Annotated in this window: 20 protein-coding genes; 10 read left to right on the top strand and 10 right to left on the bottom strand. The window is 74.9% G+C overall.

The features are described from left to right. Positions 1–35: 35 nt before the first annotated feature. Complete coding sequence (locus tag OG295_RS01255) at positions 36–1,487, bottom strand: MFS transporter (protein WP_371675082.1); 1,452 nt, start codon at positions 1,485–1,487, stop codon at positions 36–38. 101 nt (positions 1,488–1,588) lie between these two features. On the opposite strand from OG295_RS01255, the gene OG295_RS01260 reads away from it, so the two are divergent. The 6 genes from OG295_RS01260 (at position 1,589) to OG295_RS01285 (ending at position 7,408) form a co-directional block, all read left to right on the top strand. After that, positions 1,589–2,476, top strand: a complete 888-nt coding sequence (locus OG295_RS01260) for a helix-turn-helix domain-containing protein (protein ID WP_371675083.1) — start codon at positions 1,589–1,591, stop codon at positions 2,474–2,476. 117 nt (positions 2,477–2,593) lie between these two features. Beyond that, complete coding sequence (locus OG295_RS01265) at positions 2,594–3,616, top strand: methyltransferase (RefSeq protein WP_371675084.1); 1,023 nt, start codon at positions 2,594–2,596, stop codon at positions 3,614–3,616. 27 nt (positions 3,617–3,643) lie between these two features. Then, positions 3,644–4,198: a YbaK/EbsC family protein gene (locus OG295_RS01270; protein WP_371675085.1), complete on the top strand. Its 555-nt coding sequence runs from the start codon at positions 3,644–3,646 to the stop codon at positions 4,196–4,198. A gap of 230 nt (positions 4,199–4,428) precedes the next feature. After that, entirely contained in the window at positions 4,429–5,091 is a 663-nt protein-coding gene (locus OG295_RS01275; protein ID WP_371675086.1) for a hypothetical protein, read from the top strand. 94 nt (positions 5,092–5,185) lie between these two features. Next, on the top strand, positions 5,186–5,731 hold the full coding sequence (locus tag OG295_RS01280) for an FABP family protein (protein WP_371681069.1): 546 nt from the start codon (positions 5,186–5,188) through the stop codon (positions 5,729–5,731). A 123-nt stretch (positions 5,732–5,854) separates the two neighbouring features. Continuing rightward, entirely contained in the window at positions 5,855–7,408 is a 1,554-nt protein-coding gene (locus tag OG295_RS01285; RefSeq protein ID WP_371675087.1) for an alpha/beta hydrolase, read from the top strand. A gap of 103 nt (positions 7,409–7,511) precedes the next feature. Here OG295_RS01285 and OG295_RS01290 read toward each other — a convergent pair whose 3' ends face one another. Both OG295_RS01290 and OG295_RS01295 read right to left on the bottom strand, forming a co-directional pair. Beyond that, positions 7,512–8,273 carry an SDR family NAD(P)-dependent oxidoreductase gene (locus OG295_RS01290; RefSeq protein WP_371675088.1) on the bottom strand — a complete coding sequence of 254 codons (762 nt, stop codon included), beginning with the start codon at positions 8,271–8,273 and terminating at the stop codon, positions 7,512–7,514. A 106-nt stretch (positions 8,274–8,379) separates the two neighbouring features. Beyond that, positions 8,380–8,964, bottom strand: a complete 585-nt coding sequence (locus tag OG295_RS01295) for a TetR/AcrR family transcriptional regulator (RefSeq protein ID WP_371675089.1) — start codon at positions 8,962–8,964, stop codon at positions 8,380–8,382. 158 nt (positions 8,965–9,122) lie between these two features. On the opposite strand from OG295_RS01295, the gene OG295_RS01300 reads away from it, so the two are divergent. Further along, positions 9,123–9,557, top strand: a complete 435-nt coding sequence (locus OG295_RS01300; RefSeq protein ID WP_266846192.1) for a CBS domain-containing protein — start codon at positions 9,123–9,125, stop codon at positions 9,555–9,557. A gap of 52 nt (positions 9,558–9,609) precedes the next feature. Here the strand turns inward: OG295_RS01300 and OG295_RS01305 are convergent, their stop codons facing one another. From OG295_RS01305 to OG295_RS01320, 4 genes are all read right to left on the bottom strand, one after another. Beyond that, the gene (locus tag OG295_RS01305; RefSeq protein WP_371675090.1) at positions 9,610–10,272 is read right to left on the bottom strand and encodes a DUF2278 family protein; all 663 of its coding nucleotides are present in this window, start codon (positions 10,270–10,272) and stop codon (positions 9,610–9,612) included. Between the two features lie 157 nt (positions 10,273–10,429). Next, positions 10,430–11,944 carry an alpha/beta hydrolase gene (locus tag OG295_RS01310; protein ID WP_371675091.1) on the bottom strand — a complete coding sequence of 505 codons (1,515 nt, stop codon included), beginning with the start codon at positions 11,942–11,944 and terminating at the stop codon, positions 10,430–10,432. An 81-nt stretch (positions 11,945–12,025) separates the two neighbouring features. Next, a complete protein-coding gene (locus OG295_RS01315) occupies positions 12,026–15,262 on the bottom strand; it encodes an amidohydrolase family protein (protein ID WP_371675092.1) in 3,237 nt (1,078 codons plus the stop codon). Between the two features lie 138 nt (positions 15,263–15,400). Beyond that, positions 15,401–16,873: a multicopper oxidase family protein gene (locus OG295_RS01320; protein ID WP_371675093.1), complete on the bottom strand. Its 1,473-nt coding sequence runs from the start codon at positions 16,871–16,873 to the stop codon at positions 15,401–15,403. Positions 16,874–17,220: 347 nt separating this feature from the next. Between OG295_RS01320 and OG295_RS01325 the strand changes: the two genes are divergently transcribed. Continuing rightward, complete coding sequence (locus tag OG295_RS01325) at positions 17,221–19,107, top strand: hypothetical protein (RefSeq protein WP_371675094.1); 1,887 nt, start codon at positions 17,221–17,223, stop codon at positions 19,105–19,107. On the opposite strand, the gene OG295_RS01330 is transcribed toward OG295_RS01325, so the two are convergent. The 3 genes from OG295_RS01330 to OG295_RS01340 are packed head-to-tail and all read right to left on the bottom strand — an operon-like array spanning position 19,055 to position 23,096. After that, positions 19,055–20,305, bottom strand: a complete 1,251-nt coding sequence (locus OG295_RS01330; protein ID WP_371675095.1) for an anhydro-N-acetylmuramic acid kinase — start codon at positions 20,303–20,305, stop codon at positions 19,055–19,057. The two genes, OG295_RS01325 and OG295_RS01330, sit on opposite strands and share 53 nt — an antisense overlap. Further along, positions 20,302–21,654 carry an MFS transporter gene (locus OG295_RS01335; protein WP_371675096.1) on the bottom strand — a complete coding sequence of 451 codons (1,353 nt, stop codon included), beginning with the start codon at positions 21,652–21,654 and terminating at the stop codon, positions 20,302–20,304. The genes OG295_RS01330 and OG295_RS01335 overlap by 4 nt, the downstream gene beginning before the upstream one ends. Then, positions 21,651–23,096, bottom strand: a complete 1,446-nt coding sequence (locus OG295_RS01340; protein WP_371675097.1) for an Ig-like domain-containing protein — start codon at positions 23,094–23,096, stop codon at positions 21,651–21,653. Before OG295_RS01340 ends, OG295_RS01335 begins: the two co-directional genes overlap by 4 nt. A 263-nt stretch (positions 23,097–23,359) precedes the next feature. Between OG295_RS01340 and OG295_RS01345 the strand changes: the two genes are divergently transcribed. Both OG295_RS01345 and OG295_RS01350 read left to right on the top strand, forming a co-directional pair. Next, positions 23,360–23,980: an L-threonylcarbamoyladenylate synthase gene (locus OG295_RS01345; RefSeq protein ID WP_371675098.1), complete on the top strand. Its 621-nt coding sequence runs from the start codon at positions 23,360–23,362 to the stop codon at positions 23,978–23,980. Between the two features lie 568 nt (positions 23,981–24,548). Beyond that, positions 24,549–26,252 (top strand): BTAD domain-containing putative transcriptional regulator, encoded by a 1,704-nt coding sequence (locus tag OG295_RS01350; RefSeq protein ID WP_371675099.1) that lies wholly within the window; start codon positions 24,549–24,551, stop codon positions 26,250–26,252. Positions 26,253–26,269 lie beyond the last annotated feature (17 nt).

Below are 26,269 nucleotides of genomic sequence, written 5' to 3' on the forward strand. Positions count from 1 at the left end.
CAACTACGCTCCGTGGGACGGACGGCGGGGCGCGCTCAGCGCAGCACGCGCGGCAGGCGGAGACTGAGGAGCACGGTGACCGCGATCATGCCCAGCTGGACGAGCAGCGCCACGGTCAGGGCCGTCCCCATGCCCGCCCCGGGCACCAGGGCGAGGAAGAGGCTGCCCAGGGTCGCCACGCCCAGGGCGAGCGCCGACTGCTGGGTGGTGACCATGACCCCGCCGCCCACGCCGGCCCGGTCGGCCGGGACGTCCGACAGCATCATCCGCATCAGCACGGGCAGTTGCAGGCCCTGACCGAGGCCCGCCACGGCGACCGCGGGAGCGAGGGCGGCGAGGCCGACGTCCGGCCAGTCGGCGCGGACGGTCAGCAGGAGCAGGCCGATGCCCAGGCCCTGGAGCAGCCCGCCCGCGGTGACGACCCGGCTGCCGAAGCGTCCGACCAGCTTCGGGCCGGCCAGGGACGCGGCGAAGAAGGCCACGGCCATCGGCACCAGCGCCAGCCCGGCGGACACCGGCCCCATCCGCAGGCCCTGCTGCAGGGCGACGGCCACGACGAACATGAAACCGCTGAAGCCCATCGAGAAGGGCACCATCAGCACCAGGCCGCGCCGCAGCGACTCCAGCCGCAGCAGGCTCGGCGGCACGAGCGGGGTACGGCCCAGCCGGTCCGCGCGCCGCTCCGTGAGGTAGAAGGCCGCGGCCGCGAACGGGAACACGGCGAGCGAGAGCCAGGTCCACAGCGGCCAGCCGGTCGCCCTGCCCTCGGTCAGCGGCAGCAGCAGGGACACCAGCGACAGGCCGAGCAGCAGCGTGCCGGGTACGTCGACCGAGGCCGGGCGGTCCGAGCGGGTCTCGGGGACGTACCGCGCGGCGAGGACCAGACCGAGGACCACGACGGGCACGTTCACCAGGAACACCGAGCGCCAGCCGGACCCGGCGAGGTCCGCGGCGACCAGCACCCCGCCGAGGATCTGCCCGGTGACCATGGACAGCCCGGCGGTGGCCCCGTAGAGGCTCATCGCGCGGGCCCGGCGCGGGCCCTGGGTGGTGGCCTGGATGGTGGCCAGCACCTGCGGCAGCATCAGCGCCGCGGCCGCTCCCTGGGCCACCCGGGCCCCGACCAGGGTCCATGCCGTGGGGGCCAGTCCGCAGGCCAGCGAGGTGAGGCCGAAGGCGGCCATGCCGATGAGGAAGAGCCTGCGCCGCCCGGCGGTGTCACCGAGGCGGCCGCCGAGCACCAGCAGGACGGCGTAGGCGACTCCGTAGCCGCCGACGATCAGTTCCAGCATCGCGGGGCCGGCGGCGAGGTCGCTGTCGATGGCCGGCAGCGCCACGTTGACGATGAAGAAGTCGATCAGGGGCAGGGCCGCGCCCAGCAGTACGGTGAACAGGCCCAGCGGGTTCAGCGCCGCGCCCGTCCCGGCGTCCGGGTACGTGGGGCGGGAGGGGGACGGATGGTTCGTACGTACGGTGGTCTCACTCACACCCAGGACGATCCTCCAGCACCCAGTCTGGTACCAGAGTCTTCTTATCCTGGTATTGGCACTACCTGGCACCCGGATGCCGGCTGCGGCACCCTGGAGTCATGACCACTGTGGCCCCCGAGAGCGACGTACGCCGGCACGAGCTGGCCGATTTCCTGCGCAGCCGCCGCGAGCGGATCACGCCCGAGCAGGTCGGGCTGGTGCGCGGCCGCCGCCGGCGCACGCCGGGGCTGCGCCGCGAGGAGGTGGCCCAGCTCTCCGCGGTGGGCGTCACCTGGTACACCTGGCTGGAGCAGGCCCGCGCGATCCAGGTGTCGCCGCAGGTGCTGGACGCCCTGGCGCGCGCCCTGCTGCTGGACCCCAGCGAGCGGGCGCACCTGTTCGCGCTGGCCGACAGCACCGATCCGGCGTCGCACACGCCCTGCCCCAGTGTGACCCCGGCCCTGCGCGCGATGCTCGACCAGCTGGATCCGGTTCCGGCCTGCGTCCAGAACAGCCGGTACGACATCCTCGCGTACAACACCACCTACGGGCGGCTGTTGTGCGATCTGGACCGGCTGCGGCCCGAGGAACGCAACTGCATGTGGCTCGCCTTCACGAACCCGGACTGGCGGGCGGCCGTCGTCGACCTGCCCGAGGTGAACCGGATGATGGCGGCCAAGTTCCGGGCGTCGATGGCGGAGCACCTGGCCGAGCCGACGTGGAAGGCGCTGCTGGCCAGGCTGGAGGCGGCCTCGGCCGAGTTCCGGGAGATCTGGGCGCGGCACGAGGTGGTCGGGCCGGGCGGGAAGGCGAAGTACATCTTCAACGCCCACGTGGGCCTGCTGCACCTGGAGCACACCAACCTCTGGCTGGGTCCGGCGGCCGGACCTCGGCTGGTGACGTACGTCCCGCTGGACGAGGAGAGCCGCGAGCGCCTCGAACGCCTCGGTTCCCTCCGGTCCCCGGACACCGCCGCCCCGGCGGTGGCAGCCGCCCTCGCGTCCTGAAGGCTCCTGCCCTGAAGTCGACTTGACGGCGGGCGGCTGCGGCGAAAGCGGCCCGCCCCGCCGTGCGGGGGGCCACCATGACGGTGCGGCAGTCCCCGACACGACAGGAGCGCGACCGTGGCCCGTCCCGGCGACCTCACCGACCCCTACGCACCGTCCGCCCTGCACGACGTGATGTTCGGGCACGTACACGCCGCGGCCCTGCGGGCCGTGGCCGTCCACCGGATCCCCGACCACCTCGCCGACGGCCCCCGCACGGCCGAGGAACTCGCCGCCCGGACCGGCACCGACGCCGCTGCCCTGCGGCGCCTCCTGCGTCTGCTCGCGGTCCGCGGGCTGTTCCGCGAGGACGAGCGGGGCGCCTTCCGGCTGGAGGAGAGCGGGCGCCCGCTGCGCACCGACGCGCCGGACTCACAGCACGCCGGCGTGCTCATGATCACCGATCCGATGTTCGCGCGGTCCGCGGCCGAGCTCCCCGGGACGCTGAGCACCGGGGAGTCCTCCTTCGAACTGGCCCACGGCGTGCCCTTCTTCGAGTACCTCCTCAAGTCCCCCGCCGAACGGTCCGTCTTCGACGCCGGCATGGCCTCGCTCTCCGGCCCCGCCGACGAACTGATCGCGGGGAGCTACGCGTTCCCCGAGGGCTCCCGCGTCATCGACGTCGGCGGCGGGCGGGGCGGGCTGCTGCGGGCCGTGCTCGGCCGGTGGCCCTCGCTGGAGGGCGTCCTGTTCGACCGGCCCGCCACGGTGGCCGAACACCTGCTGGACCAGCCCGGTATCGCGGGGCGGTGGCGGGTCGAGGGCGGGGACTTCTTCACCGCCGTACCGTCCGGCGGCGACTTCTACGTCCTCAAGCACGTCCTGCACGACTGGAGCGACGAGGACGCCCTGCGCATCCTCGAATCCGTCCGCCGCGCGGCGGCGCCCGGCGCCCGGCTGCTGATCGCGGACGCGGTGCTGCCCGGGAGCGGCGTGCCGCATCCGGCGGTGGAACTGGACATCGTCATGCTGATGGTGGTCCGGGGCCGCGAGCGCACCGCGGCCGAGTTCGAGTCGATGCTCGCGCGGTCCGGGTTCCGGCTGCACCGGATCCTGCCGACGCCCGCGCTGCCCTCGGTCATCGAGGCCGTCGCGGTGTGAGGGCGCGGGCGCTGTTACCGTGCGGGCATGCGTGCTCCCATCGGCTCCTTCGACCTCGCCCGGCCCGCCCCCGACTGCCTGGAAGAACTCGTCCCGCCCGTGGCGGCGGCACTCCGCGCCCTCGCGGCGGACCTGCCCGTCGAGCGGATCGTGTACGTCGACACGGATCCGGCCGTCGCCGACACGGCCGCCTTCGTGGAGCACTATGGGCGCGACCTGCTGGCCCGATCGGCGAACTGCGTGGTGGTGGCCGCGCGGCGCGGGGGCGAGACCGCGCTCGCCGCCTGCCTGGTGCCCTCGGCGTCCCGGGCCGACGTCAACGGCGTGGTCCGGCGGCACCTGGGGGCCCGGAAGGTGTCCTTCGCGCCGATGGACACGGCCGTGGAGCTGACCGGGATGGAGTACGGGGGCATCACCCCGCTGGGCCTCCCGTCCGACTGGCCCCTGCTGGTGGACCCCGCCGTCGTCGACATGCCGTACTGCCTGGTGGGCAGCGGCCGCCGCCGCGGCAAGCTCATCGCCCCGGGCGACCTCTTCGCCCGACTGCCCGGCGCCGAGGTGATCGAGGGCCTGTCGGCCTAGAACCCCGGGGCCCGGCCCTGCCCCGCCTGACGGGCCGGTCGGCTGAGGCATTCGCAGAACGGGATCGTCCACCGCCTCACCCGGCGGCGTGCCGGCGCGGTGCAGGCGCCACCGTTCGCCATCGGCCATTCGGGTCGCCGCCGCCCCCCGAGTGTCCGGGGCGCTCCTAGGATGGGGCGCGCCGCGGCTCCAGGAGCCGCGTTTCGCGTTCACGAGCGGGGAGTTGAGGCATGAAGCGGTTGCGGGTGCTGGTGGCGATCGGGGTCCTGGCACTGGGTTCGGCCGGTGCGGGGACCGCCCAGGCCGCTCCGGTGTCCCGGGGATCCGGCTGTCCGACGGCGGAGGTCTTCGCCACGGACAACACGGCGGTCATCACGGATCCGGCCGACCCCCGGCTGCGGACGCGCCTGACGCGCTTCGACCACGAGGTGCGGGGCATCGTCCGGGCGCACGGCGCGCTGACGGCCGGCTCGACCCTGCTGGACGGGGTGTTCTGGTCCGGCGAGCAGAAGCAGACCACGTACGAGCGGTCGCGGGAGTTCGACGTCGAGCGCGTGGGGCGGGACGGTCTGCACCACATCGCCGACGTCATCCGCAAGCAGTACGACCAGGAGTCGGTGCTGACGTTCCGCTGTCTGCCGCGCACCTCGCTGGAGACCGACGCGGTGGAGGTGCGGGCCGCCGGGGTCAGCCCCACCCGGCTGCGCGAAGCGCTGGTCGCGGACCCCGAGGCCCGCGAGCGGCTCGGCGGCGGCTCGGTCACCCTGGGCGGGGAGCTGATCCTCATCGCCCCGGTGTCCGACCTGCCGCTGGCCCGCAGGTTCACGGCCGCCCTCGGGGTCGACTGGAGCCGTGCGGAAGTGCGTTACGGTGACGAGGAGTTCGTGGCCTGATCCGTCGGCCCGCGCCTGACGCCCGCCCCGGGACGGCGGCCGCGTCCGGCTGGGCCGCGCGCCACGGGGGAATCCACAGACAGGCAGGGTGAACATGTTCGAGTCGGTCCAGGACAATCCGTACCCCGACACCCACGTCCTCGGCGAGGGCCCCGAACCGCACCCGCTGCTGCGGCCGGTGCTGCCGCTGATCGGGCGTTGGCACGGGCGCGGGGAGGGCGAGTACCCGACGCTGGAGCAGGACTTCCGGTACGAGCAGGAGCTCACCTTCAGCCACGACGGCCGTCCGTTCCTGCGCTACGAGGCGCGCGCCTGGCTGATCGACGGATCCGGGGCGCCGGTGCGGCCGGCGGGGCGGGAGGCCGGGTGGTGGCGGGTGACCCCCGACGCCTCCCTGGAGGTGGTGCTCGCGCACCCGACCGGCATCGTCGAGACCTACGTCGGCCGGGTGTCCGGGACCGAGGTGGAGATCGAGACGAAGGACGTGGCGCTGACCCCGCTGGCCAAGGAGGTCACGGCCACCCGCCGTCACTACACGCTCGACGGCGACCGGATGACGGTCGTTCACGACATGGCGGCCGTGGGCCGGCCCCTGCAGCACCACCTCACCGCGCACCTGCGCCGCCGCCCCTCCTCCTGACCGGCACGCCCCCGGGGGTGGCACCAGCACCACCCCCGGGACGGATGCCAGGGGGATCGCCGCGGGACCCCCGGGGCGGAGAGGGTGGGGTGACCGATCCACTCCACCGGGGGGAACCCGACCGTGCACCTCTTCCGCAAGCCCGCGCGCTGGGCCGCGACCGCCGCCTGCGGGCTGCTCGCCCTCGCAGCCCTGCCCGCCTCACCCGCCGCCGCGGCCGCTCCGCCGGCCGGCGCGCCCGCCGTTCCCGGGCGGTACGCCCACCAGCGGCTCGACTGGCGTCCCTGTCCGTCCGGTTCGCTCGAATGCGCCTCCATGACGGTGCCGCGCGACTGGTACCACCCCGGCGAGGGAGCGGACCTCACGGTCACGGTGTCCCGCCACCGGGCCGCCGGTCCCGCCGCCCGGCGCGGTGTGCTGATGATGGCCGCGGGCGGGCCCGGCGCCTCGGGGCTGGGCCGGCCCGAGGGGCTGGCCTCTTACGCCCCGAAGCTGGCGGCCGCGTACGACATCGTCGGCTTCGACCAGCGAGGGGTCGGGGCCAGTACGAACGTGGTCTGCTCGGACCAGGACGCCGTCGACGACATGTTCGGCGGCGGCGACCTGCGCGACCGCTCGCCGGAGGCGGTGAACGGCACGCTGGAGCGGGCGCGGCGGTTCGTTCGGGACTGCCGGAACAACTCGGGCGGTCTGCTGCCCTTCATCACCACCGATCAGGCCGTGCGCGACATGGACCTGTACCGCGCGCTGCTGGGGACCGAGCGGATCTCCTACTACGGCCCCTCGTACGCCACCTTCCTCGGTGCCCAGTACGCGCGGACGTTCCCGCGCCGGGTCGACCGCATGGTCCTCGACAGCGCCATCGACGCCACCGCCGGCTGGGAGGAGTTCATGACGGGGCAGCCGCTGAGCTTCCAGCGGCGCTTCGAGGAGGACTTCCTGCCCTGGCTGGCCCTCCATGACGACGTCTACCACCTGGGGCGGACCCCGCAGGAGGCCAAGGCCGGCTACGAGCGTCTGCGCGCCGCGCTCCGCGACCGCCCGCTGGACCTGGAGGGGACGCGGGTCACCCCCGACCGCCTCGACGCGGCCACGACGTCGATCATCTACAGCGGCAGCCGCTTCCCCGACCTCGCGGCCGTGCTCGGCCTGCTCCAGAACCCGGACGCCGCGCCGCCCGCCGCCCGGCAGGCCCTCGCCGCGAAGCTCAGGCATCCGCTGGGGGCGGCGTTCGCGGCGGACTTCTTCTCGGTCGTCTGCCAGGACTCCCCGTGGGACCGTGACCTCGACCACTGGGTGGCGCGCAGCGGGGCCGACGCCCGCACCCACCCCATGATCGGGGCCCGGGAGCTGTCGTACGCGGCGGTCTGCGCCCAGTGGCCGCGCTCGCGCGCGCCCCGGCCCGCGGGGAACGGCCGGGAGCTGCCGCCCATCCTGATGCTGGGCTCGACGCACGACCCGGCCACCTACTACGAGGGCGCCGTACGGGCACACCAGCGGCTGGCGGGCTCTCGCATGATCACCGTGCACGGCGGCGACCACGGCGTGTACCAGGCGGGCAACGCCTGCGTCGACGGGTACGTGGAGGGGTTCCTGGCCGACGGCCGGATGCCGGCCGCGGACGCCGCCTGCGAGGGGAATCCGCTGCCGGTCCCCGCGGCGCCGGCCCGGGGCTGATCCGGCAGGGGCCCGGCGCACGGCGCACGGGCCCCCGGCCGGCCCGGACCGGCTCGCCCCGGGGCCTCAGGGCCTCGGGGCCTCAGGGCCTGGGCTCAGGGCCTCAGGCCGAGGAGCCGCTGTCCACGACGAGGTCGGACCCGACGACCGCGCCGGCGGCGGGCGAGGCGAGGTAGAGGACGGCCGCGGCCACCTCCTCGGCCTCCGCGGCCCGCCCGAGCGGGGTCTGCGTCTTCATCCGCCCGGTGCGCTCGGCCTCCGTCTCGCCCGGCAGCAGTGACATGGGCGCGACGGAGGCTCCCGGGCTGACGGCGTTGATGCGGACGCCGTCCTGGACGTGGTCGAGGGCGGCGGCGCGGGTGAGGGCGGAGACGGCGGCCTTCGAGGTGATGTACGCGGCGGCGCCGGGGACGCGGCGGTGGGCGCCGAGGTTGGAGGAGATGTTGACGATGGCGCCGCCGCCGTTCTCCCTCATGTGCGCGATCTCGTGCTTCATCGCCAGCCAGACGCCGGTGACGTTGGTGCGCAGCACCGCGTCCCAGTCCTCCTCGTCCACGTCGGCGACGGGGCCCGCGCCGCGCAGTATCCCCGCGTTGTTGACGGCGATGTCCAGGCCGCCGAAACGGGTGACGCTCGCGTGGACGAGGTCGCGCAGGCTGTCGGAGTCGGTGACGTCCGCGGTGACGGCGGCCGCGGCCCCGCCGGCCGCCCCGATGAGGGCGACCGTCTCCTCCAGCGGGGCCGCGGTGCGTCCCGCGGCGACCACGGACGCGCCCTCGGCGGCGAAGGCCAGGGCGATCGCCCGGCCGAGGCCGGAGCCCGCGCCGGTCACCAGGACGGTCTTGCCGGTGAAGCGGTGCTGCATGTCGATGACTCCTTCGAGGGAGGGGCACCCGCCCCATATTTGACTGATCGGTTCAGAATTCGGTGCCGCGGAAGGGGAGCCCGAAGGCCCCCCTTCCGCACGGTCTTCAGTCCAGCAGGGCCAGGGCCTGCTCGGCGGCGTCCCGCACCCTGGCGGGGTCCCCGCAGGCCTTGCCCACGATCCGTACGCCCTGGAGCAGCACCAGCAGCATGCGGGCCAGCGCGCGGGGGTCGCGGTCCGGGGCCAGCTCACCCTGCCCCTGGGCCCGTACGAGGGCCGAGTGGAGCAGGGTTTCCAGGCGGTCCCAGCCCGCCTCGACCCGGCGGGCCGCGGCCGTGTCGTGCGAGGCCAGCTCGGCGGCGGTGTTGGTGACGAAACAGCCGTTCAACCTCTCCTGCGGCGCGCCCGCCTCGGCGGCGAAGCGGCGCACCACCGCCCTGACCGCGGGCAGCGCGGGCCCCGGCCGCGACAGCTCCGCGAGGAGCAGCAGGTCACGGGATTCGGCGTAGCGGTCGAGCGCCTTCAGGTAGAGCTCGTGCTTGCTGCCGAAGGTCGCGTAGATGCTCGCGCGGCCGATGCCGAGGCACTCGACGAGGTCGGTCACCGACGTCGCCTCGTAGCCGCGCCGCCAGAACAGCTCAAGAGCCGACTGCAGCACGGCGTCCGGATCGAATTCCTTGGTCCTGGCCATGCCCAAGATCATAGAAGATTCTGGAACGAACAGTCAATAAATCGGGGCCGGGGCTCGCCTCCCCGCCCCGGCGCGCCCCGGCGGCCCATCCGTGCTGTGCTCGTAAGAGGAGGGGCAACGGGAGGAAGGCACGCAGTCACCGACCCAGAGGAGGAACCATGACCAGGAACCTGCGGGCCCGGGACATCATGACCGGGGACGTGCAGTGCGTACGGGAGGACCAGTCCCTGCTGGACGCGTCGCGCATGATGCGCGACCTGAACGTCGGCGCCCTGCCCATCTGCGGGAACGACGGACGCCTCCAGGGAATGATCACCGACCGCGACATCGTCGTGAAGTGCTGCGCCGAGGGCCGGGAGCCGGCCGGGGTGCGTGCCGGCGAGCTGGGCGGGGTCCTGCACTGGGTGGACGGCGAGACCACCGCCCAGGAGGCCCTGGACACCATGGAGGTCCACCAGATCAAGCGGCTGCCCGTCATCGACATGGCCGGGGGCCACCGGCTCGTGGGCATGATCACCGAGGCCAACCTCGCCAAGAACCTCTCCGACGCGGACATCGCGGAGTTCGCGGTGCGCGTCTACGCCGCCAACTGACGACCGCGCCCGGCGCCACCGGGCGGCCGTCCCCGCGGGCCGTCGCCAGGGCCTAGAGGGGGTGGCCGTCCGGGCCGGTGTGGTCCGCCTGGCTGGTGAACTTGTTGAGGAAGACGTCGTAGAGGCCGTCGGGGCGGCGGGTGAAGGTGGCCCCGTCCTGCCAGGTGCCGTTGTCGGGCCACCACTGACTGCCGTAGGGGTCGCCCTGGTTCTGGTGGATGTTGTGCATGCCCAGGCCGCCGTGGTCGAAGGGCTGGCCGAGGATCAGGATCGGCCGGCCGATGACGAGGATCGGCTCCAGCGCCCCCGCGGCGTCCAGATTGGAGCCGGAGATCCACGGGCGGGGAGGGTCCAGCCGGTCCAGGAGGTGCTGGATCCACGCGGGCGGGCGGCGGACGAAGAGGCAGCCGGGGCTGTCCACGAGGGCCGGGTGGCGCAGGTAGTCGACGGCGCCCGAGCCGGACGACATCGACAGGTCGTGGTAGCCGGCGGCCAGCGCGGGCAGCGGGTCGAGCTGCGAGGCGGACAGGGTGAAGGTCTTCCACTGGACGCCGGTGGCGGACTCCTTGCTGTCCACGTCGACGGCGCACCGGTAGCGCCCGGCGGGCGCGTCGACCTCCAGGTTGACGTGGAACCAGTGCCCCTGGGTGTCGGGCTGGTCGCGGAAGTGGCTGTGCAGCGTCCCTGACAGCACGCCGTAGGAGTCGAGCGGCATGACCGTCAGTCAACCACCGCCGGCCCGTCGGCCGGGGGGACTCGCTCGACTGCCGCCGCCCGTGGCCACGGGCGGCGGTACCCGGTCACCCGCCGGTGTGGTCGCGGTCGGCGGCCGGCCGGCCGGATCCACCGGCGGACCCCCGGCGCGGTGGCCGTCAGTTGGCGCAGTCGGTGTCGCGGGCGGGGCGCCGGCCGGTGGTGAGGAAGGTGGTGACGGTGCGGTCCGCGCAGGCGTTGCCGTTGCCGAGGTAGAGGCCGTGGCCGCCCTGCTCGACGGTGACGAGGACCGCCCGGTCACCCAGGGCCTCGCGCATCTTCAGGCCCTTGGAGTGGGGCGTGGAGGGGTCGCGGCGGCTCTGGACCATGAGGATGTCGGACGGACCGTTCGCGGTGATCCGGGTCGGCTTCTGCTCCGGGGCGTCCTTCCAGTAGGCGCAGGGCAGCACGTTGACGGGCATGCCCGCGGTGAGGGGGTGGCGGGCGCGGTCCTCGTCCACGGCGCGCTGGCCCGCGGCGGCGCCCTCGCGCGGCCAGGCCACGTCGTTGCAGAGCACGGCGACCAGCTGGGCGGCGTCCTCGTCGCGCAGCGGCTGGGCCAGCTCCGGCGGGAGGACGGGGGTGGCCGCCGGGTCCCGGAGGGAGACGAGGAGTTTGGCGAAGGCGGGGAAGGCGGAGTCGCCGTACAGGGCGTTCTGCAGGGCCTGGCGCAGGCCGTTGCCGGTCAGGGGCACGCCCGGGGTGGTCGTCGGCCGCGGGGTGCGGTCCAGGGAGGCGGCGAGGGCCAGCAGCTGCGGCTCCACGTCCCCGGGGTCGCGGGCCAGCCGCAGGCCGTCGCGGTCCCGGTCGGGGTGGGCGGCCCAGGCGGCGAAGTCGGGGAAGCGGTCGTCGGCGCCCTGGCCCATGTTCGCCAGCCAGCCCCGGGCGAGGCGGGTGGGGTCGGGGTCGCCGCTGCTGTCCAGGACCCAGCGGTCGGTGCGCTCCGGGTGCTTCTGCGCGTACACGGCGCCGACGTAGGTCCCGTACGAGACGCCCCAGGCGGAGATCTTGCGTTCGCCGAGGACCTCGCGGAGCCGGTCCATGTCGGCCACCTCGTTCGCGGTGGTGAAACTGCGCAGCACGGGGCCGCCGTTGCGGGCGCAGGCCTCGGCGATGCGCTCGGAGCGGGCGACGTTCTCGGAGATGTCGCCGTTGGGGGCGGGCCAGGCGCGCAGGCTGGTGAGGTAGCGGTCGCCGGGGGTGAGACCGCAGGAGGCGGTGGTGCTGCCGCCGACGCCGCGGGGGTCGAAGGCGACGAGGTCGTAGGCGCCGGCGAGCTGCTTCTGGAGCGCGGCGCCCTTCTGCGTGAGGCGCTGGACGCCCGAGCCGCCGGGTCCGCCGGGGATGACGACCAGGGTGCCGCGCCGGGCCTCGGGGCGGTCGCTGCGGACGCGGGAGACGGCGACGGTGATCTGCGGGCCGGCCGGGTTCGCGTAGTCGAGGGGGACGGGCAGGTCGGCGCACTCCTGGGTGGCGGGGCCGCCCGGCTTCGCGCAGGGGTGCCAGACGAGCCGGGGAAGCTGCGCTCCCGCCCCGGGAGCCGTGGCCGCCGCCGGGACGACGGCGCTCAGGGTGGTGGCGGCGGTGGCGGCGCAGAGGGCGAGGAGGAGGGCCTTGTTCCTGGAATTCGTCATGGGGCAAGCCTCGTTGTCCGCGGCCCCGGCTCCCATCCGGCAGCCCGGTCGCCCCGGGGTGGGGATAACCCCCCTGGTCCGTCAGGCCTGGTGACCGTGGGACCGGTGGGTGCAGCAGCCGTCCCTGAGCATCTGGCGCAGGACCGGCTGCCAGTCGGGGCCGGGCCCTGCGGCGCGGGGGTGGGCGGCTTCGAGTGCGGCGCGTTCGTGGAGGGTTCCGGCGCGCACGGCGGCCCGGACGCGGACGAGGTCGGCGAAGTCGGTGAAGGGGTCGCCGTCGACGAGGGTGAGGTCGGCGAGCTTGCCCGGTTCCACCGTGCCGAGGTGGTCGGCGACGCCGAAGACGCGGGCCGGGGTGCGGGTGGCGGTGGTGAGGGCCTCGGCCGGGGAGAAGCCGTACCGGTGCAGGGCGCGCAGGGCGAGGTGGAGGTGGAGGCCGACCGGGGTGAGGGGTGCGTCGGTGCCGAGGGCGACCCGGCCGCCGCCCGCGAGGACCCGCCGGTAGACGCCGGTCTCCCGTTCCAGGGCCGTGAGTTGTTCGGCGGTCGGCGGCAGGGCGGCGGCGGCCCGGACGGCGCTCGCGTCCCAGGGGGGCATCAGGGCGGTGACGCGGGGGTCGTCGGCGAGGGACGGGTCGGCGCCGATCAGCGGCAGGGCCGCGAAGGGGGTGGCGATGAGGTCGAAGCCGCCGTGGGTGTAGAGCGCGAGGGTGTCCTCGTAGGTGTGGCCGGCCGGGGTGGCGCCGTGGCCGTGTTCGGCGCGTTCGGTGGCGACGAGGTGCGTGGTGAGGTCCTGGCCGGAGGTGACGCCCTGGGCGCACAGGTGGGAGCCGGCCAGGACGCCGAGCCGCTCGTGCGCGAAGCGGGCGGCCTGCTCCATGAAGGCGTACGGGGCGCGGACGTAGGTTTTGACGAAGTCCCAGTCCAGCGCCTGCGCGCGGGCCAGGGAGCGGGCGAGGCCCTCGGCGGTGCGGTGGGCGCGGCCCATGCTGTAGGCGACGCGGGAGCCGTCGAGGAGTTCGCCGCCGGCCAGCAGCCGGGGGGCGGTGAGCCGGCCGGCGCGGATGTCGTCGCGCAGGCGGGCCTGTTCGTGGGCGGAGCCGCCGAGGGAGACGGTGGTGGTGACGCCGTAGGCGAGGTGCAGGAGGCCCTGGCGGGCGCCGTAGGTGTACGGGTACGGGTGGACGTGGGCGTCCCACAGCCCGGGCAGGACGGTGCCCCGGGAGGCGTCGACGGTGCGGGCCGCGCGGCGGCGGGGCCGGTGTGCTTCGACGGCGGTGACGCGCCCGCCGCTGATCAGGACGTCGACGTCGGCGCGGGGCGGGGCTCCGGTGCCGTCCCAGAGGAGGCCGGCGTGCACGACGGTGTCGACGGCGGAGGGGCGGCGGTGGGTCAGCGAGACCGGTACGGTGCGGGGCGGGCGCGCGGGGGCGCCCTGGGCGTCGAGGGTCAGCAGGCGCAGCCGGTCGCCCGACTGGTAGAGCAGGGTGCGGGAGTCGGCGGCCCAGGAGGGGTGGTCGGCGCACTCGTCGGTGAGGCGGCGGGCGGTGCCGGTGGGGGTGCCGTCGGGGGTGACGGGCAGCAGCCACAGGGCGGATTCGGCGACGCAGGCGAGGAAGCGGCCGTCGGGCGACCAGACGGGGCCGCTGGCGTAGCTGTCGGAGAGGGAGGCGTGCGGGGCGAGGGCGTGCAGCCGGGCCGCGCCGGTGGTGGTGTCGACGATCCGGATGAGGTTGTGGCCCTCGCGGAAGCGGTGGCTGATCCGGTTGCGGTCGCAGAGGGCGACGTGGCGGCCGTCGGGCGACCAGCTGGGCGGGCTCGGCAGTCCGCCGCCGCCGAGGGCCGCCACGAGGGGGGTCTCGGTGGCGCTGGCGAGGTCGCGGACGAGGAGGTGTCCTGAGAGGTCGAGGCAGGCGAGCCGGGTGCCGTCCGGTGAGAGCGAGCCGTAGACGCGGCCGTCGGCGGCGAGGACGCTCTCGTGGCCGCCGGCGAGTTCGCGGCGCCGTACGGTGTTGAGCCCGTCGCGGTCGTCGGTGTAGATCAGCGCCCGGCCGTCGGGGGTCCACACCGGTCCCTGGACGTAGGCCGTCGCGGGGGCCTGGGCGATCCTGCGCGGGGCTCCCCCGCCGACGGGGACGGTCCACAGGGCGTTGAGGGCGACGAGGGCGACGGTGCGGCCGTCGGGCGAGAGGCGGGGCAGGTGGACTCCGCGTACGGGGCGTCCGGGCTCGGCCTCCAGCGCGTACTCCTTGACGCGGTAGCGGGGGCGGGGCACTTCGAGGGTGGCGTCGAGGGGGATCTCGCGGCCGGTGGTGTCGCGGTGCGGGCGGATCACCCGGAAGCGGCCGTCGAGGGTGACGAGCAGGCGGTCGTCACCGATCCAGCGCGGGGGCGCGGGGGCGACGTCCCCGTCGAGGGGGACGGGGCGGCCGTCGGCGTGGAGGGTGAGGATCTGGGTCTTGCGGGGTCCGGGGGCGGCGGACAGCCAGGCGGTGCGGCCGGCCGGGGAGAGGGCGGGGGTCAGCAGGCTGCCGTCGGCGACGGTGTGGTCCACGCGTACGGGGCCCCGTCCGTCGGCGGCGACGGAGGCGAGGGTCCGGGCGGTCAGGGTCTCCCCGTCGACGGTGGCGCGGACGAAGAGCACGCGGGCTCCGTCCGGGGTCCAGACGGGGTCGAAGTCCTCCCAGGCGCCCTCCTGTCCGGGACCCTGCTGCCCGGGGAGACCGGTGAGGGGGACGGGGCGGCCGCCCGTGAGGGGGACGGTCCAGATCCGGTACGGGCCGCCGGCGACGGGGTCCCCGCCGCGCTCGGAGCAGAAGGCGAGGTGGCGGCCGTCGGGCGACCAGGCGGGCGCCCGGTGGTCGAAGGGGCCGTCGGTGAGCCTGCGCAGGCCGGATCCGTCGGCGTCCATCACCCAGATGTGGAAGGCGCCGCCGCGGTAGGCGCTCATGGCGATCCGGTGGCCGTCCGGGGAGAACACCGGGCGGCCGGGCTCCAGGTCGGGCGGGGTGAGGCGGGTGGCGGGCGCGCCGTCGGGGGGCAGCGACCACAGGACGCCCTGCACCTCGGCGACGACGCGCTCCCCGGTGGCGGTGGCGGTGGCCGCGCCGTTGGTCGCGCGGGTGAGGCGGATCCGGGCCGTTTCCCCGGCCGCGTACGCGCCGGCCGCGGCCGGACCGGTCACGGCCGCGGGGGCCGTGTCCGCGCCGGCGGGGTCGGGGCCGGCCGGGGCCGTGGCCGCCGCGGCGGCCGGCGGGTGGCCGACCAGCGCCGCCAGCGCTCCCGCCGAGCCCGCCCGTAGAACCGTCCTGCGCGCCACCCGCACCCCGACCACCCGTCCCGTGTCTCGCCGTCCGTCCGACGGCCCGTCAGGCAGCCAAACGATCAAGACCGGGTTCCGGCAACGGCCTCGCCCCGGCGGGCCGTACGTCCGCCGGGGCGAGGGATCCGTGGTACTTCAGGAGATGCGCATGTTCGCCATCATGCCCATGGCCCCGTGGTCGAACAGGTGGCAGTGGTAGACGTAGGTGCCACGGTAGCCGGTGAAGGTGGCCTGGAGCTTCACCGTTTCGCCCGGCTTGAGCGGGACGGTGTCCTTCAGGCCCGTCTCGGAGCCGGCGGTGACCGGCTGCCCGTTCCGCTCCAGCACCCTGAACTGCACGAGGTGCATGTGGAAGTTGTGCGGGGCGAACTGGTTGGAGTTCTTCACGGTCCAGATCTCGGTGGCACCGTAGGCGATCTCGGTGTCGATCCGGTCCATGTCGTACGTCTTGCCGTTGATGTACGCCTGGCTGCCCGGGCTGCCGGTCTCGTCCATCTTCATGTCGAAGCTGCGGTTGACGGTGGCGGCGGGCAGCGGCGGGAGGGTGCGCAGGGTGTCCGGGACGACGCTGTCGTCCCGCGCGGTGCGGGTGACCCGGAACTGGATCACCTTGCCGACCACGTCGGCCGATTCGAAGGGGGCGACGTCCTTGTTGACCAGTTCGATGGTGGTGCCGACCGGGTAGCGGGAGAAGTCGATGACGACGTCGGCGCGCTCGCCCGGGCTGATCGCGACGGTGTCGGTGCGGTGCGGGGCGGGGAGCAGGCCGCCGTCCGTGCCGATCTGGACGATCTCGGAGCCGTCGGCGAGGCGGAGGGCGAAGAACCGCTGGTTGGCCGTGTTGGTGAGGCGGAAGCGGTACTTGCGGGCCGCGACCTCGAAATACGGCCAGGCCCTGCCGTTGGCGAGGATGACGTTGCGGTGCTTGAAGTCGCCCATCTCGTAGATGAGTTCGCCGTTCTGCGCGAAGCGGGCGTCGCGCAGCGAGACCGGGACGTCGTAGGCGCCGGAGGGCAGGCGCAGGCGGCGCTCGATGTCGTCGGTGAGCACGTAGGTGCCCGTCATCCCGCGGAAGACGTTCTCCGACTCCATGTGGTGGGCGTGGTCGTGGAACCACAGGTTCGCGTGCGGCTGGGTGTTGGGGTACGTGTACGTCTTGGTGCCGCCGTCCGCCTCGATGAGGTCCATGGGCGAGCCGTCGCTGTCCTGCGGCACGTGGGCGCCGTGCAGGTGGATCGAGGTGGGGACGGAGAGGGAGTTGGTCTGGCGGACCACGACCCGGCGGCCGGACTCGGCCTTGATGACGGGGCCGGGGAAGGATCCGTTGAAGGTGCGCAGCCGGGTGGTCAGGCCGGGCACGATCTCCTTCGAAGCCTCCTTCAGGTTCATCCGGTAGTAGCTGGTGGTGCTCGTCGTCAGGTACGGCTGGAGGACCGGGGCGAGCGGCATCCTCTGGGTGAACTTGGCTATGCCCGCGGCGTCGAGCTCGGCCGCGGGGGCGGGGGGCTCGGTGGCGACGGCGTTCACGACCGGCAGCAGCATCCCGCCCGTGCCGACGATGCTGGTGGCGGCCACGCCTGCCCTGAGTGCGGTCCGTCGAGTGATCACTGTTCCCCCGTGGGTGGTTGCCCGGCGGCTCACGGCCGCGCGGCTGGGCGCGTGGGTACGCGGTTGTGGACGCGGGAAGCTTGTTCGATCACGGTTGTGCCGCGCTCGTGCGGCCGTGGGGCGCCCGCCCTGCTCCGCTGGAGCCGCGGGGCGCGACGCCGGGCGGTCCGGGCACGGGGGCCGTGCCACGGACCGTTGGGCCATACGGGCGACAGTGCGGGTGTCCTGCGCGGCAGGAGCGGTAGCGTCCACGCCGTGGCGCCCCGGCCGGGTCATATTGACTGAACGGCGCGCCGAGTGCGCGACGCGAACTGCTTCATGACGCTTCATCACTGTGGAGGCCATGCGTGATGCGTATCCGGTCCGTTCTGGTGGCCACCGCCCTGCTGGCGACCCTGTCGCCCGCCGTGTACGGGCGGGCCGCCACGGGCGGGCCCCTCTCCTTCGACGGGCAGCCGGCTCACGACGTGGCCCTGTACGGGATCGCGGGGTCCGGGACGACGGGGCACGCGGGGGCCCAGGAGTTCGTCTCCGACGGCTCCCGGCTGACCCGGGTGAGCCTGTACCTGAGCAGCCGTGCCGGGACGGGGACGGTGGACGTGCAGGTTCGCGGCGTCCGCGACGACCCCGCTTCCGCGGTCGCGTCCGGCCGGGTCGACCTCGCGGGGCTGGGCGGGCCGGGCGCCGGCTGGGTGGAGGTCCCGCTGGAGGCCGCGCTGCGGCCGGGCGCCAGGTACTACCTCTTCGCGCAGGCCGCCACGGCCGGGGGCCGGCCGGTCGTCTGGCACGGCACCCGTGCGGCGTCGCCGGGCCTTCCGGCCGCCTCGCGGTACGACGAGGAGCTGGGCGGCTGGCAGGAGGACGAGGGGCGGCTCGCGTTCTACGTGAACCCGGAGGGCGGCGAGCGGTGCGGGGAGACCGAGGCCTGCTACGTACCGGACACGATGCGGGGCGCGCGGACCGCCGGGCTGCTCACCGACGGGAAGGCGGTGGAGGCCGTCGACCCGCCCTTCGCGGTCGGCGCCCACTACGTGGAGGGCAGCAACGTGCTGGCGCTGCCGTCGGGCCGGTGGCGCTACCTCCCGCCGGGGGCGGCGAAGTCGCGCGTCGTGGCGGCGGACGACCCCGGCGCACTGGCCCAGATCTCCGAGTCCCGGCGCTGGCTGGCCTCCGGCGCGGTCCCGGGTTCGGCCGGGGCGCGGCGCGCGGGCGCGGAGCGGGCGCTGCTGTCGATGCGGGCGCTGCTGCGTCCCAACGGGGCCTTCGCGGCGGCCTGGTCCCCCTTCTGGGACTTCTCCTGGCCGCGTGACTCGGCCTTCGCCGCGGCCGCCTTCGCACACACCGGCCACGACGAGGAGGCGTACCGGATCCTGCGGTACAACGCGGCCACGCAGCGGGAGGACGGCACCTGGGAGGCCCGTACCCGCCTGGACGGCTCCGGGCCGCCCGACTCCCGGACCTGGCAGCTCGACGCCAACGGCTGGGTGCCCTGGGCCACCTGGCAGTGGTACCGGGCGGCTCCCGTGGCGGACCGCGACGAGCGGCTGCGCGCGCTGTACCCGGCGATCGCCGGTGCCGCCGACCACACGTCCGGGTCCCTGGACGCGGAGGGGCTGCCGCCGGCCTCCCCCGACTACTGGGAACTGCCCACCGGCACCGCCAACATCGGTACGGCCGCCCCCCTGCTGGCGGGGCTGAACGCCGCTGCCGACCTGGCGGCCCGCCTCGGGCGGGCGGAGGACTCGCGGCGGTGGGCGCAGGCCGCCGGGCGGCTGGAGGCGGGGATCGCGAAACGGTTCGCGCCGCTCGGCTACCCGCGCACCGTCGACGGGCTCCACGGCCGCGACAGCGCGGCCGCGTTCATGGCTCCGCCCTTCAACACCGCTCCCGCCGGTCTGCCCGCCGCCCTCGACGACACCTACCGGGCGCTGCTGCGCCCCAACGGCGGTGTGGTTCCGGGGAACGACCCCGACGCGCCGTGGGGGAACGTCTCCTGGACCGCGAGCACCTCTTTCTTCGCGCTGGCCTGGTCGACGACGGGCCGGCGGGACAAGGGCGGCGCGGTGCTGGACTGGGTGCTGTCCCGGCGCAACCTGCTCGGCGAGCTCCCCGAGACGGTGGACGAGAAGGGCCTGCCGAAGGCCGTGGTGCCGCTGGGCTGGACGGACGCGCTGGTGCTGCTCACCCTCCTGCAGCAGGACGGCACGACGCTGCCGACCCCGCCGCGGCGCTGACGGCACGGCGGCCGCTCGCGCGCCGGTCCCCGATGGTGAGTACGCCCGGCGGGCGGCTGACGGCGGGCGGGAGCGCCAGGGGGCGGCGGCCGGGGGTGAGGGAACCGAGGACGCGGGGGCCGCGGGCTCCGGTGCAGTCGGGTGCGTTGCCGGGGATGCCGTGGACGGTGAGGAAGCCGAGGACGGCGAAGGCGTACGCCTCCTTCGCGGCGGCGGGCAGACCGAGCGCGTCCGAGGTGAGCAGGGCGGTGCCCGGGGGCAGTTCCTCGCGCAGGGCCGCCATCAGGGCGGGGTTGCGGGTGCCGCCGCCGGAGGCGATGACCTCGGTGGCGCCCAGGGGCCGCAGGGCGTCGGCGACGGTGCGGGCGGTGAGCCGGGTGAGGGTGGCCAGGACGTCCTGTGGTGGGAGGCCGGGGTGGGGGGCCAGGGCGGCGCGCAGGTGGCCGGGGTGGAAGAGCTCCTTGCCGGTGGTCTTGGGGGCGGGCAGCCGGTAGTACGGCTCGTCGAGGAGCCGGCGCAGGAGGGGCGCGTGGACCCGTCCGGCCGCGGCGAGGGCGCCGTCCGCGTCGTGGTCGAGCCGCCCGGCGGTGAGTTCGCGTACGACGGCGTCGAGGAGGGCGTTGCCGGGGCCGGTGTCGAAGGCCACGGGCGGGCCGGCCGGCGGGAGGACGGTGAGGTTGGCGATCCCGCCGATGTTCAGGGCGGCCGGGACGCCGGGGCGGCCGCGCAGCAGCATCAGGTCGACGAGGCTGACCAGCGGGGCGCCCTGGCCGCCGGCGGCGACGTCGCGGGGCCGGAAGTCGCTGACGACGGGGCAGCCGGTGGCCTCGGCGATCCAGGCCGGGCTGCCGATCTGCAGGGTGCCGTGCACCCTGCCGGCGTCCGCCCAGTGGAAGACGGTCTGCCCGTGCGAGGCCATCAGCTCGGCCCGCCCGGCGCACAGTTCGCGGTCGGCGCGGACGGCCAGCGCGGCGAAGGCCTGTCCGATGCGGGTGTCGAGGCGGCACACGTCGGCCAGGGTGGTGGCGGCGGGCGGCAGGGCGGCGGTGAGGGCGGCCCGCAGGGTCTCCTCGTAGGGGGCGCTGACCATGCCGAGCGGGACCAGGCGCAGGGCGCCGTCCTCGTCGAGGGCGATGTCCGCGGCGGCGGCGTCGACGGCGTCGTAGGAGGTTCCGGACATCAGCCCGACGACCCTCACCGCAGCGGTCCCCGGTGGTCGTCGCCGCGCAGGCCGGACAGGGCGAGGGCGCTGAGGGCGCAGAGGCCGCCGGCGTAGTAGGCGGGGACGTCGGGGTCGCCCGTGGCCGCGGTCAGGGCGGTGACGATCAGGCCCGCGCAGCCGGAGAAGACGGCGTTGGCGAGGGCGTAGGCGAGTCCGAGTCCGGTGCAGCGCGCGGAGGAGGGGAACATCTCGGCGAGCATGGCGGGGCCGGGGCCGGCGAGCAGCCCGACCGTGGCGCCCGCGGCGAGCAGGGCGGCCGCCTTGGCGGGTGCGGCGGCGGCCGGGTCCCGCAGGAGGTGCAGGAGCGGGAGCGCGCACAGGGCCACGGCGAGGGCGCCCGCGAGCATGACGGGGCGGCGGCCCACGCGGTCGCTGAGCCGGCCGGCGGGGAGGATCGAGGCGGCGAAGCCGAGGTTGGCGAGGGTGGTGGCGATCAGTGCCTCCCGGAAGGACGCGCCGAGCGTGGACTGGAGGTAGGACGGCAGGACGACGAGGAAGGTGTACCCGGCCGCCGACCAGCCCATGATCCGCCCGACGCCGAGCGCCACGGCCCGCACCGTGCCGATGCCCGGGGCGGGGGCGGGTTCCGGGACGGGGGCGGGTTCCGGGGAGGGGGTGCGGGGGCCGGGTCCGGGGAGGGCGGTGCGCAGGCCGAGGGCGGCCAGGCCGAGCGGCAGGGCCAGCAGGAACGGGATCCGCCAGCCCCACGCGGACAGGGCCGCCGGGGGCAGCAGCGAGGCCGTCAGGGCGGCGGCCGCGGCTCCGGCGAGCAGGCCCAGGGCGACGGTGAAGGACTGCCACGCCCCGTACCGGCCGCGCTTCCCCGGGGGCGCGTGCTCGGTCATCAGGGCCACCGCGCCGCCGAACTCCCCTCCGGCGCACAGGCCTTGTACCGCGCGCAGCAGGACGAGCAGCCAGGGGGCGGCGGCGCCGGCCGTCGCCCGGTCCGGGAGCAGGCCGATCAGGGTGGTGGCGAGGGTCATCAGGGCGATCACGAGGACCAGCGCGCGGCGGCGCCCGGCCCGGTCGGCGAGGCGGCCGAAGAGGAGGGCTCCGGCGGGCCGGAAGAAGAAGGCCACGGCGAAGGAGGCGTAGGCGGCCAGGAGCGGGGCGGCCGGGTCCGTGCCCTCCGTACCCGGAGTGAAGAAGCGGTCGGCGATGACGGTGGCGAAGCAGCCGTACACGCCGAACTCGTACCACTCGACGAAGTTCCCGGCCGCGCCGGCCAGCAGCGCCCGGCGCGGCGGGACGGCCCGGCCGGTGGGCCCGGTGGCGGGGGGAGCGGCGGGCGGGCCGGGCGCGGCCGCTCCCGGCGGCCCGGTCACGTCGTCGGGTGCAGCCGGGAGGGGGCGTGCGCGGCGAGGGGTGCCGGGCGGGCGGCGGCGGAACTCAGGGCGCTGCCCGACAGCCAGGTGCGCCAGTCCACGTTCCAGTCGCCGAAGCCGTTGTCGAAGGGGGCCATCGGCGCGCCGCCGCTGTTGACCACCTCGACGATGTCGCCCTCGCGGACCGTCTCGAAGAACCAGGCGGCGTCCTCGGTGGACATGCCGGTGCAGCCGTGGCTGACGTTCTCCTCGCCCTGCGCCTCGACCGACCAGGGCGCGGCGTGGACGTACTCGCCGCTCCAGGTGACCCGGGTCGCGTAGAGGACGGGGAGGTCGTAGAACTCCTTGGTGCCCTTCTGGATGCCGACGGTGTCCCCGCGCATGCGGACCTTGGCCTCCTTGCCCAGGACGACCTTGATGCCGCTGCGGGTGAGGAAGCCCGCCTTGCCGGTGGTGACCGGGATGGTCCGGATGACCCGGCCGTTGCGGCGTACGGTCATCTCGTGGGCGGCGGAGTCGGTGACGGCCTCGATCCGGTCGGCGACGGTGAACTCCAGGGACTCGGAGGGGCCTCCGTACCCGTGGCCGCCGAGCTCGACCCCGTCGAGGCCGCTGCGGACGCGGACCACAGTGTGGGCGGGCCAGTAGGTGCGGGGCCGGAAGTGCAGGGTGGTGTCGTCGACCCAGTGCCAGGCGCCCTCGACGTGGGGCTCCGAGGTGACCTGGAGGCCCTGTTCGACGCGGGCCCGCGCGTCGGCGTCCCCGGCGGGGACCGGGCGGCTCAGGACGGCCGTCACGATCTCCCCGGCCCCGTACGTGCCCGGGCGGGGTCCGAACTCGGCGGTGAGCCTGCCGCCGTCGGCGGGGGGCGCGGTCCGGAAGGCCATGGTGACGCCGACCGGGGTGCCGTCCCCGTCCTGGGCGCCGACCCGCACGGTGTAGCTCTCCCCCGCCCGCAGCGGTTCGGTGTTGCGCCAGTGGCCGCCGCCCGGGGCGAGGGCGCCGGCCAGGTGGCGGCCGTGGCCGTCGTGGACGGTGACGTCGGTGAGGCCGCCGGCCTGCGAGCGGGCGAGGGCGATCTCCAGGGGCCCGCCCGCGTCCGTGGGGAGGGCTTCGGGGCGGCGGAACGCCGGGTCGGGCAGGACGGAAGCGGCTCCGCGGGCGGTGGCCAGAACCCGCTGCTCCCGCCAGGCACCGCAGGGCCCGCCCCGGAAGGCTCCGGCCTCGCACCAGCCGGCGGTGACGGGGCCGCGGTCGCCGTCCTCCCCGTCGACGGCTCGGCCGACCAGCAGGGTGACCGCCGCGTCCCGGGCCGCGCCCGCCGCCGTCCGGCCCAAGGGGCCGTTCCCCGCGGACGGTTGGCCGGGGGCGGCGGCGACGGCCAGCAGGGCGCCCGTCACCGCTGCCGCCGCACTCCACGCTTGAGTCCGTGACTTCGCCACGCAGCCCTCCCAGGTCGCACACGCCGGATGGCAGCATCAAAACGACCGGATCACGAAACGATGATCATAAACTCGGCCCTGGGGCCGAACGGGCACGCCAAGAGAACCCGGACGGAGCAGAGCGCGCCGTCCGCCGCCCCTCACGGCCGCCCGGCCCATCGCACCGGAGCACGATTTCCGGCCACCCCCTACGGGGTCGCGGGAGGGCGCCCTGGGGTTCGCGGGTGGCGGAGGGTGCCGGTCCGGTCCCGTAGGCTCGACGGATGGCGAAGTATTTCGACGTACACCCGGAAAACCCCCAGCGGCGCACCATCAGCGGCGTGGCCGACAGCATCCGTTCGGGCGCGCTCATCGCGTATCCGACGGACTCGTGTTTCGCGTTGGGCTGCCGGCTCGGCAACCGCGACGGCCTCACCCGGATCCGTACGATCCGCGACCTCGACGACCGCCACCACTTCACCCTGGTGTGCCAGAACTTCGCCCAGCTGGGGCAGTTCGTACAGGTCGACAACGACGTCTTCCGCGCGATCAAGGCGGCGACGCCAGGCCCGTACACCTTCATCCTGAAGGCCACGTCGGAGGTGCCGCGCCAGCTGATGCACCCCAAGAAGAAGACGGTCGGCGTCCGGATCCCCGACCACCTCGTCACCCAGGCCCTCCTCACCGAGCTGGGCGAGCCCCTGGTGTCCAGCACGCTGCTCCTGCCGGACGAGGAGGAGCCGCTGACGCAGGGCTGGGAGATCAAGGAGCGGCTCGACCACGTGGTGGACGCCGTGCTCGACTCCGGGGACTGCGGGACCCGGCCGACGACGGTCATCGACTTCTCCGGCGGCGAGGCCGAAATCATTCGCCGCGGCGCGGGCGACACGGACCGTTTCGAGTAACAGCGCCGGACGCACCTTCTCGCACGAGGGCGGATTCCGTTCCGGGAAACGGAATCCGCCATCCCGGACGACTGGATTCGGCCACGCGGAGGATCTCGCCCCATCCCGTTTCGACCCGCGGGTAATGCGCACTCAATTCAGACTCAAGCGAGCCGACCATCGGGACTCGTTTACTCGTGAACAGCATTGACGCGCCGACAGTAACCCCACGGGACGTCCGGGTGACGGAGAGGAGAAGGCGCGCCCGTGCGCCGGAAATGTTGCGGTCGACGCCTCGACTTTCGCAAGATCCGTTATGTAGGGTTCCAGATATTCACCGCCCGACGGGGAGCGGCGAGCATCCTCAGGCCATGGTCCGGACTATTTCCGGAACATGTCCGGCACGGAAGCTCCGCAGACCACCGCACCCGTCACACCCGTCTGCGAAACACGTGACCCGACACGGGGGACCATCATGCGGTTCCAGCTATTGGGGCCCCTGAGTATTGCGCACGGCCCCGAGACAGTGGTTCTCAAACCGTCCAAGCCCACCAGTCTGCTCGCGGCGCTTCTCCTCCATCCCGGCGCCGTGGTTTCCACCGGCTATCTCCTGCGCGCCGTTTGGGACGAGGAGCCGCCCGCGACCGCGCGGGCCGCGCTCCAGACGTGCGTACTGCGCCTGCGCAGGTTATTCGCGAAATACGGTATATCCGCGACGACCATAGAGGCCGTACCGGGCGGGTACCGGATGCGCAACGACACCGAGACCCTGGACCTGGTGCTGTTCCGGTTACTGGCGGCGCAGGCCCGCGCCGCCGCCGGCACGGACGGGGAGCTGCACCGGCTGCGCGAGGCGCTCTCGCTCTGGCACGGCCAGCCCCTGGCCAACGTGGCCTCGCGGATGCTCCAGCGGGACGCGGTGCCCGCGCTCGAACAGGAGCGGCTGCGGGTGCTGGAGCGGGTATGCGACCTCGAACTCGCCGCCGGCAACTGCCATCAGGTGCTGGTCGACCTCTACGGGAGCGGCCGCCGGTACCCGCTGCGCGAGCGGTTCACCGAGCAGCTGATCGAGGCCCTCTACCGCACCGGACGGCAGGCCGAGGCGCTGGCCGAGTACCGCACCGTGCGCGACCGGCTGCGCGAGGAACTCGGTGTGGACCCGGGACCCGGACTGCGCCGCCTGGAGCTCGCGATCCTGCGGGCCGAGGAGCTGGGGCCGGCCGTCCGTGCCGAAGGGATGGCCGAACTCCCCTCGCGGCAGGACCCGCCGGCGGTCGGCGGCCCGGTTCCGCCCCGGGGCTCCGGCGCGGGCGCGGGGCACCCCGGCGGCGCGGGTACGGCCCACCCCGGCCGCGCGGGCTCCCCGGCCGGCGGGGCGACGCCGGTACGCGGCTTCGCCGGACGCGAGGCGGACCTGCGGGCGATGGCCCTGCGGCTCACCGACGCGGACGGGCCCCGGGTCGTGGTCGTCTCCGGAGCACCCGGCATCGGCAAGTCGGCGCTGGCCCGGCAGAGCGCGTACGAGGTCCGGGACGCCTTCCCCGGCGGGGTGACCGTCGTCGACCTGGCCCGCCCGGACGGCAGTGCCCTCGGCGTGGAGGAGGCCCGCGAGCTGCTACCCGAGCCCGACGGCGGCGGGCGGCGGCTGGTCCTCCTCGACAACGCGGCCGGCGCCGGACAGGTGCTTCCCCTGCTGTCCGGCACGGGCGACGCCTCGGTGCTGGTGACCAGCCGGCGCGGGCTCGCCGCGGTCGTCGCCACCCACGGCGGGGCCGTGCACCGGCTCGACGTGCTCGGGACGGGCGAGGCCCACCGGCTGCTCGCCGGGCTGGTCGGGGCCGAGCGGATCGGCGCCGAGGAGGCGGCCGTCCGGGAACTGGCCGCGGTGTGCGGCCACTTCCCGCTCGCGCTGAGGATCGCCGCCGGGCGGCTGCTGACCCGGCCGGGCCTGTCCGTCGCGGACTGCACGGCCTGGCTGGCGGAGGATCCGCCGGGCAGGCTGGCGCTGGCCGAGGACCCGCGGCTGTCGGTGCCGGAGGTGTTCGGGCAGGCCGTGAGCGTGCTCCCGCCCCCGTTGCGCGAAACGTTTCTGCGGGTGGGCTCGCTCGATCCCGCCGAGGGGCTGTGCGCGGCCGGGAGCGAAACCGTCCTCGAACAGCTCGTGGAGGCGGGGATGCTGGAGGACGGGCCGCCCGGCCAGCCGTACCGGATCCATGCCTTCCTCCAGGTCTACGCGCGGTGGCTGGCCCGGGACGGCGAGGACGCGGCGGCGACGACGTCCCTCACGCGCTGATACGCCGCCCCGCCCGA

The sequence above is a fragment of the Streptomyces sp. NBC_01276 genome (assembly GCF_041435355.1).
Classification (GTDB): domain Bacteria; phylum Actinomycetota; class Actinomycetes; order Streptomycetales; family Streptomycetaceae; genus Streptomyces.

Coding starts and splice junctions, on each gene's coding strand:
- OG295_RS01275 (WP_371675086.1), top strand. CDS start 4,429: ATGAAGCGGTTGCGGGTGCTGGTGGCGATCGGGGTCCTGGCACTGGGT.
- OG295_RS01280 (WP_371681069.1), top strand. CDS start 5,186: ATGTTCGAGTCGGTCCAGGACAATCCGTACCCCGACACCCACGTCCTC.
- OG295_RS01295 (WP_371675089.1), bottom strand. CDS start 8,964: ATGGCCAGGACCAAGGAATTCGATCCGGACGCCGTGCTGCAGTCGGCT.
- OG295_RS01345 (WP_371675098.1), top strand. CDS start 23,360: ATGGCGAAGTATTTCGACGTACACCCGGAAAACCCCCAGCGGCGCACC.
- OG295_RS01300 (WP_266846192.1), top strand. CDS start 9,123: ATGACCAGGAACCTGCGGGCCCGGGACATCATGACCGGGGACGTGCAG.
- OG295_RS01305 (WP_371675090.1), bottom strand. CDS start 10,272: ATGCCGCTCGACTCCTACGGCGTGCTGTCAGGGACGCTGCACAGCCAC.
- OG295_RS01310 (WP_371675091.1), bottom strand. CDS start 11,944: ATGACGAATTCCAGGAACAAGGCCCTCCTCCTCGCCCTCTGCGCCGCC.
- OG295_RS01290 (WP_371675088.1), bottom strand. CDS start 8,273: ATGCAGCACCGCTTCACCGGCAAGACCGTCCTGGTGACCGGCGCGGGC.
- OG295_RS01260 (WP_371675083.1), top strand. CDS start 1,589: ATGACCACTGTGGCCCCCGAGAGCGACGTACGCCGGCACGAGCTGGCC.
- OG295_RS01270 (WP_371675085.1), top strand. CDS start 3,644: ATGCGTGCTCCCATCGGCTCCTTCGACCTCGCCCGGCCCGCCCCCGAC.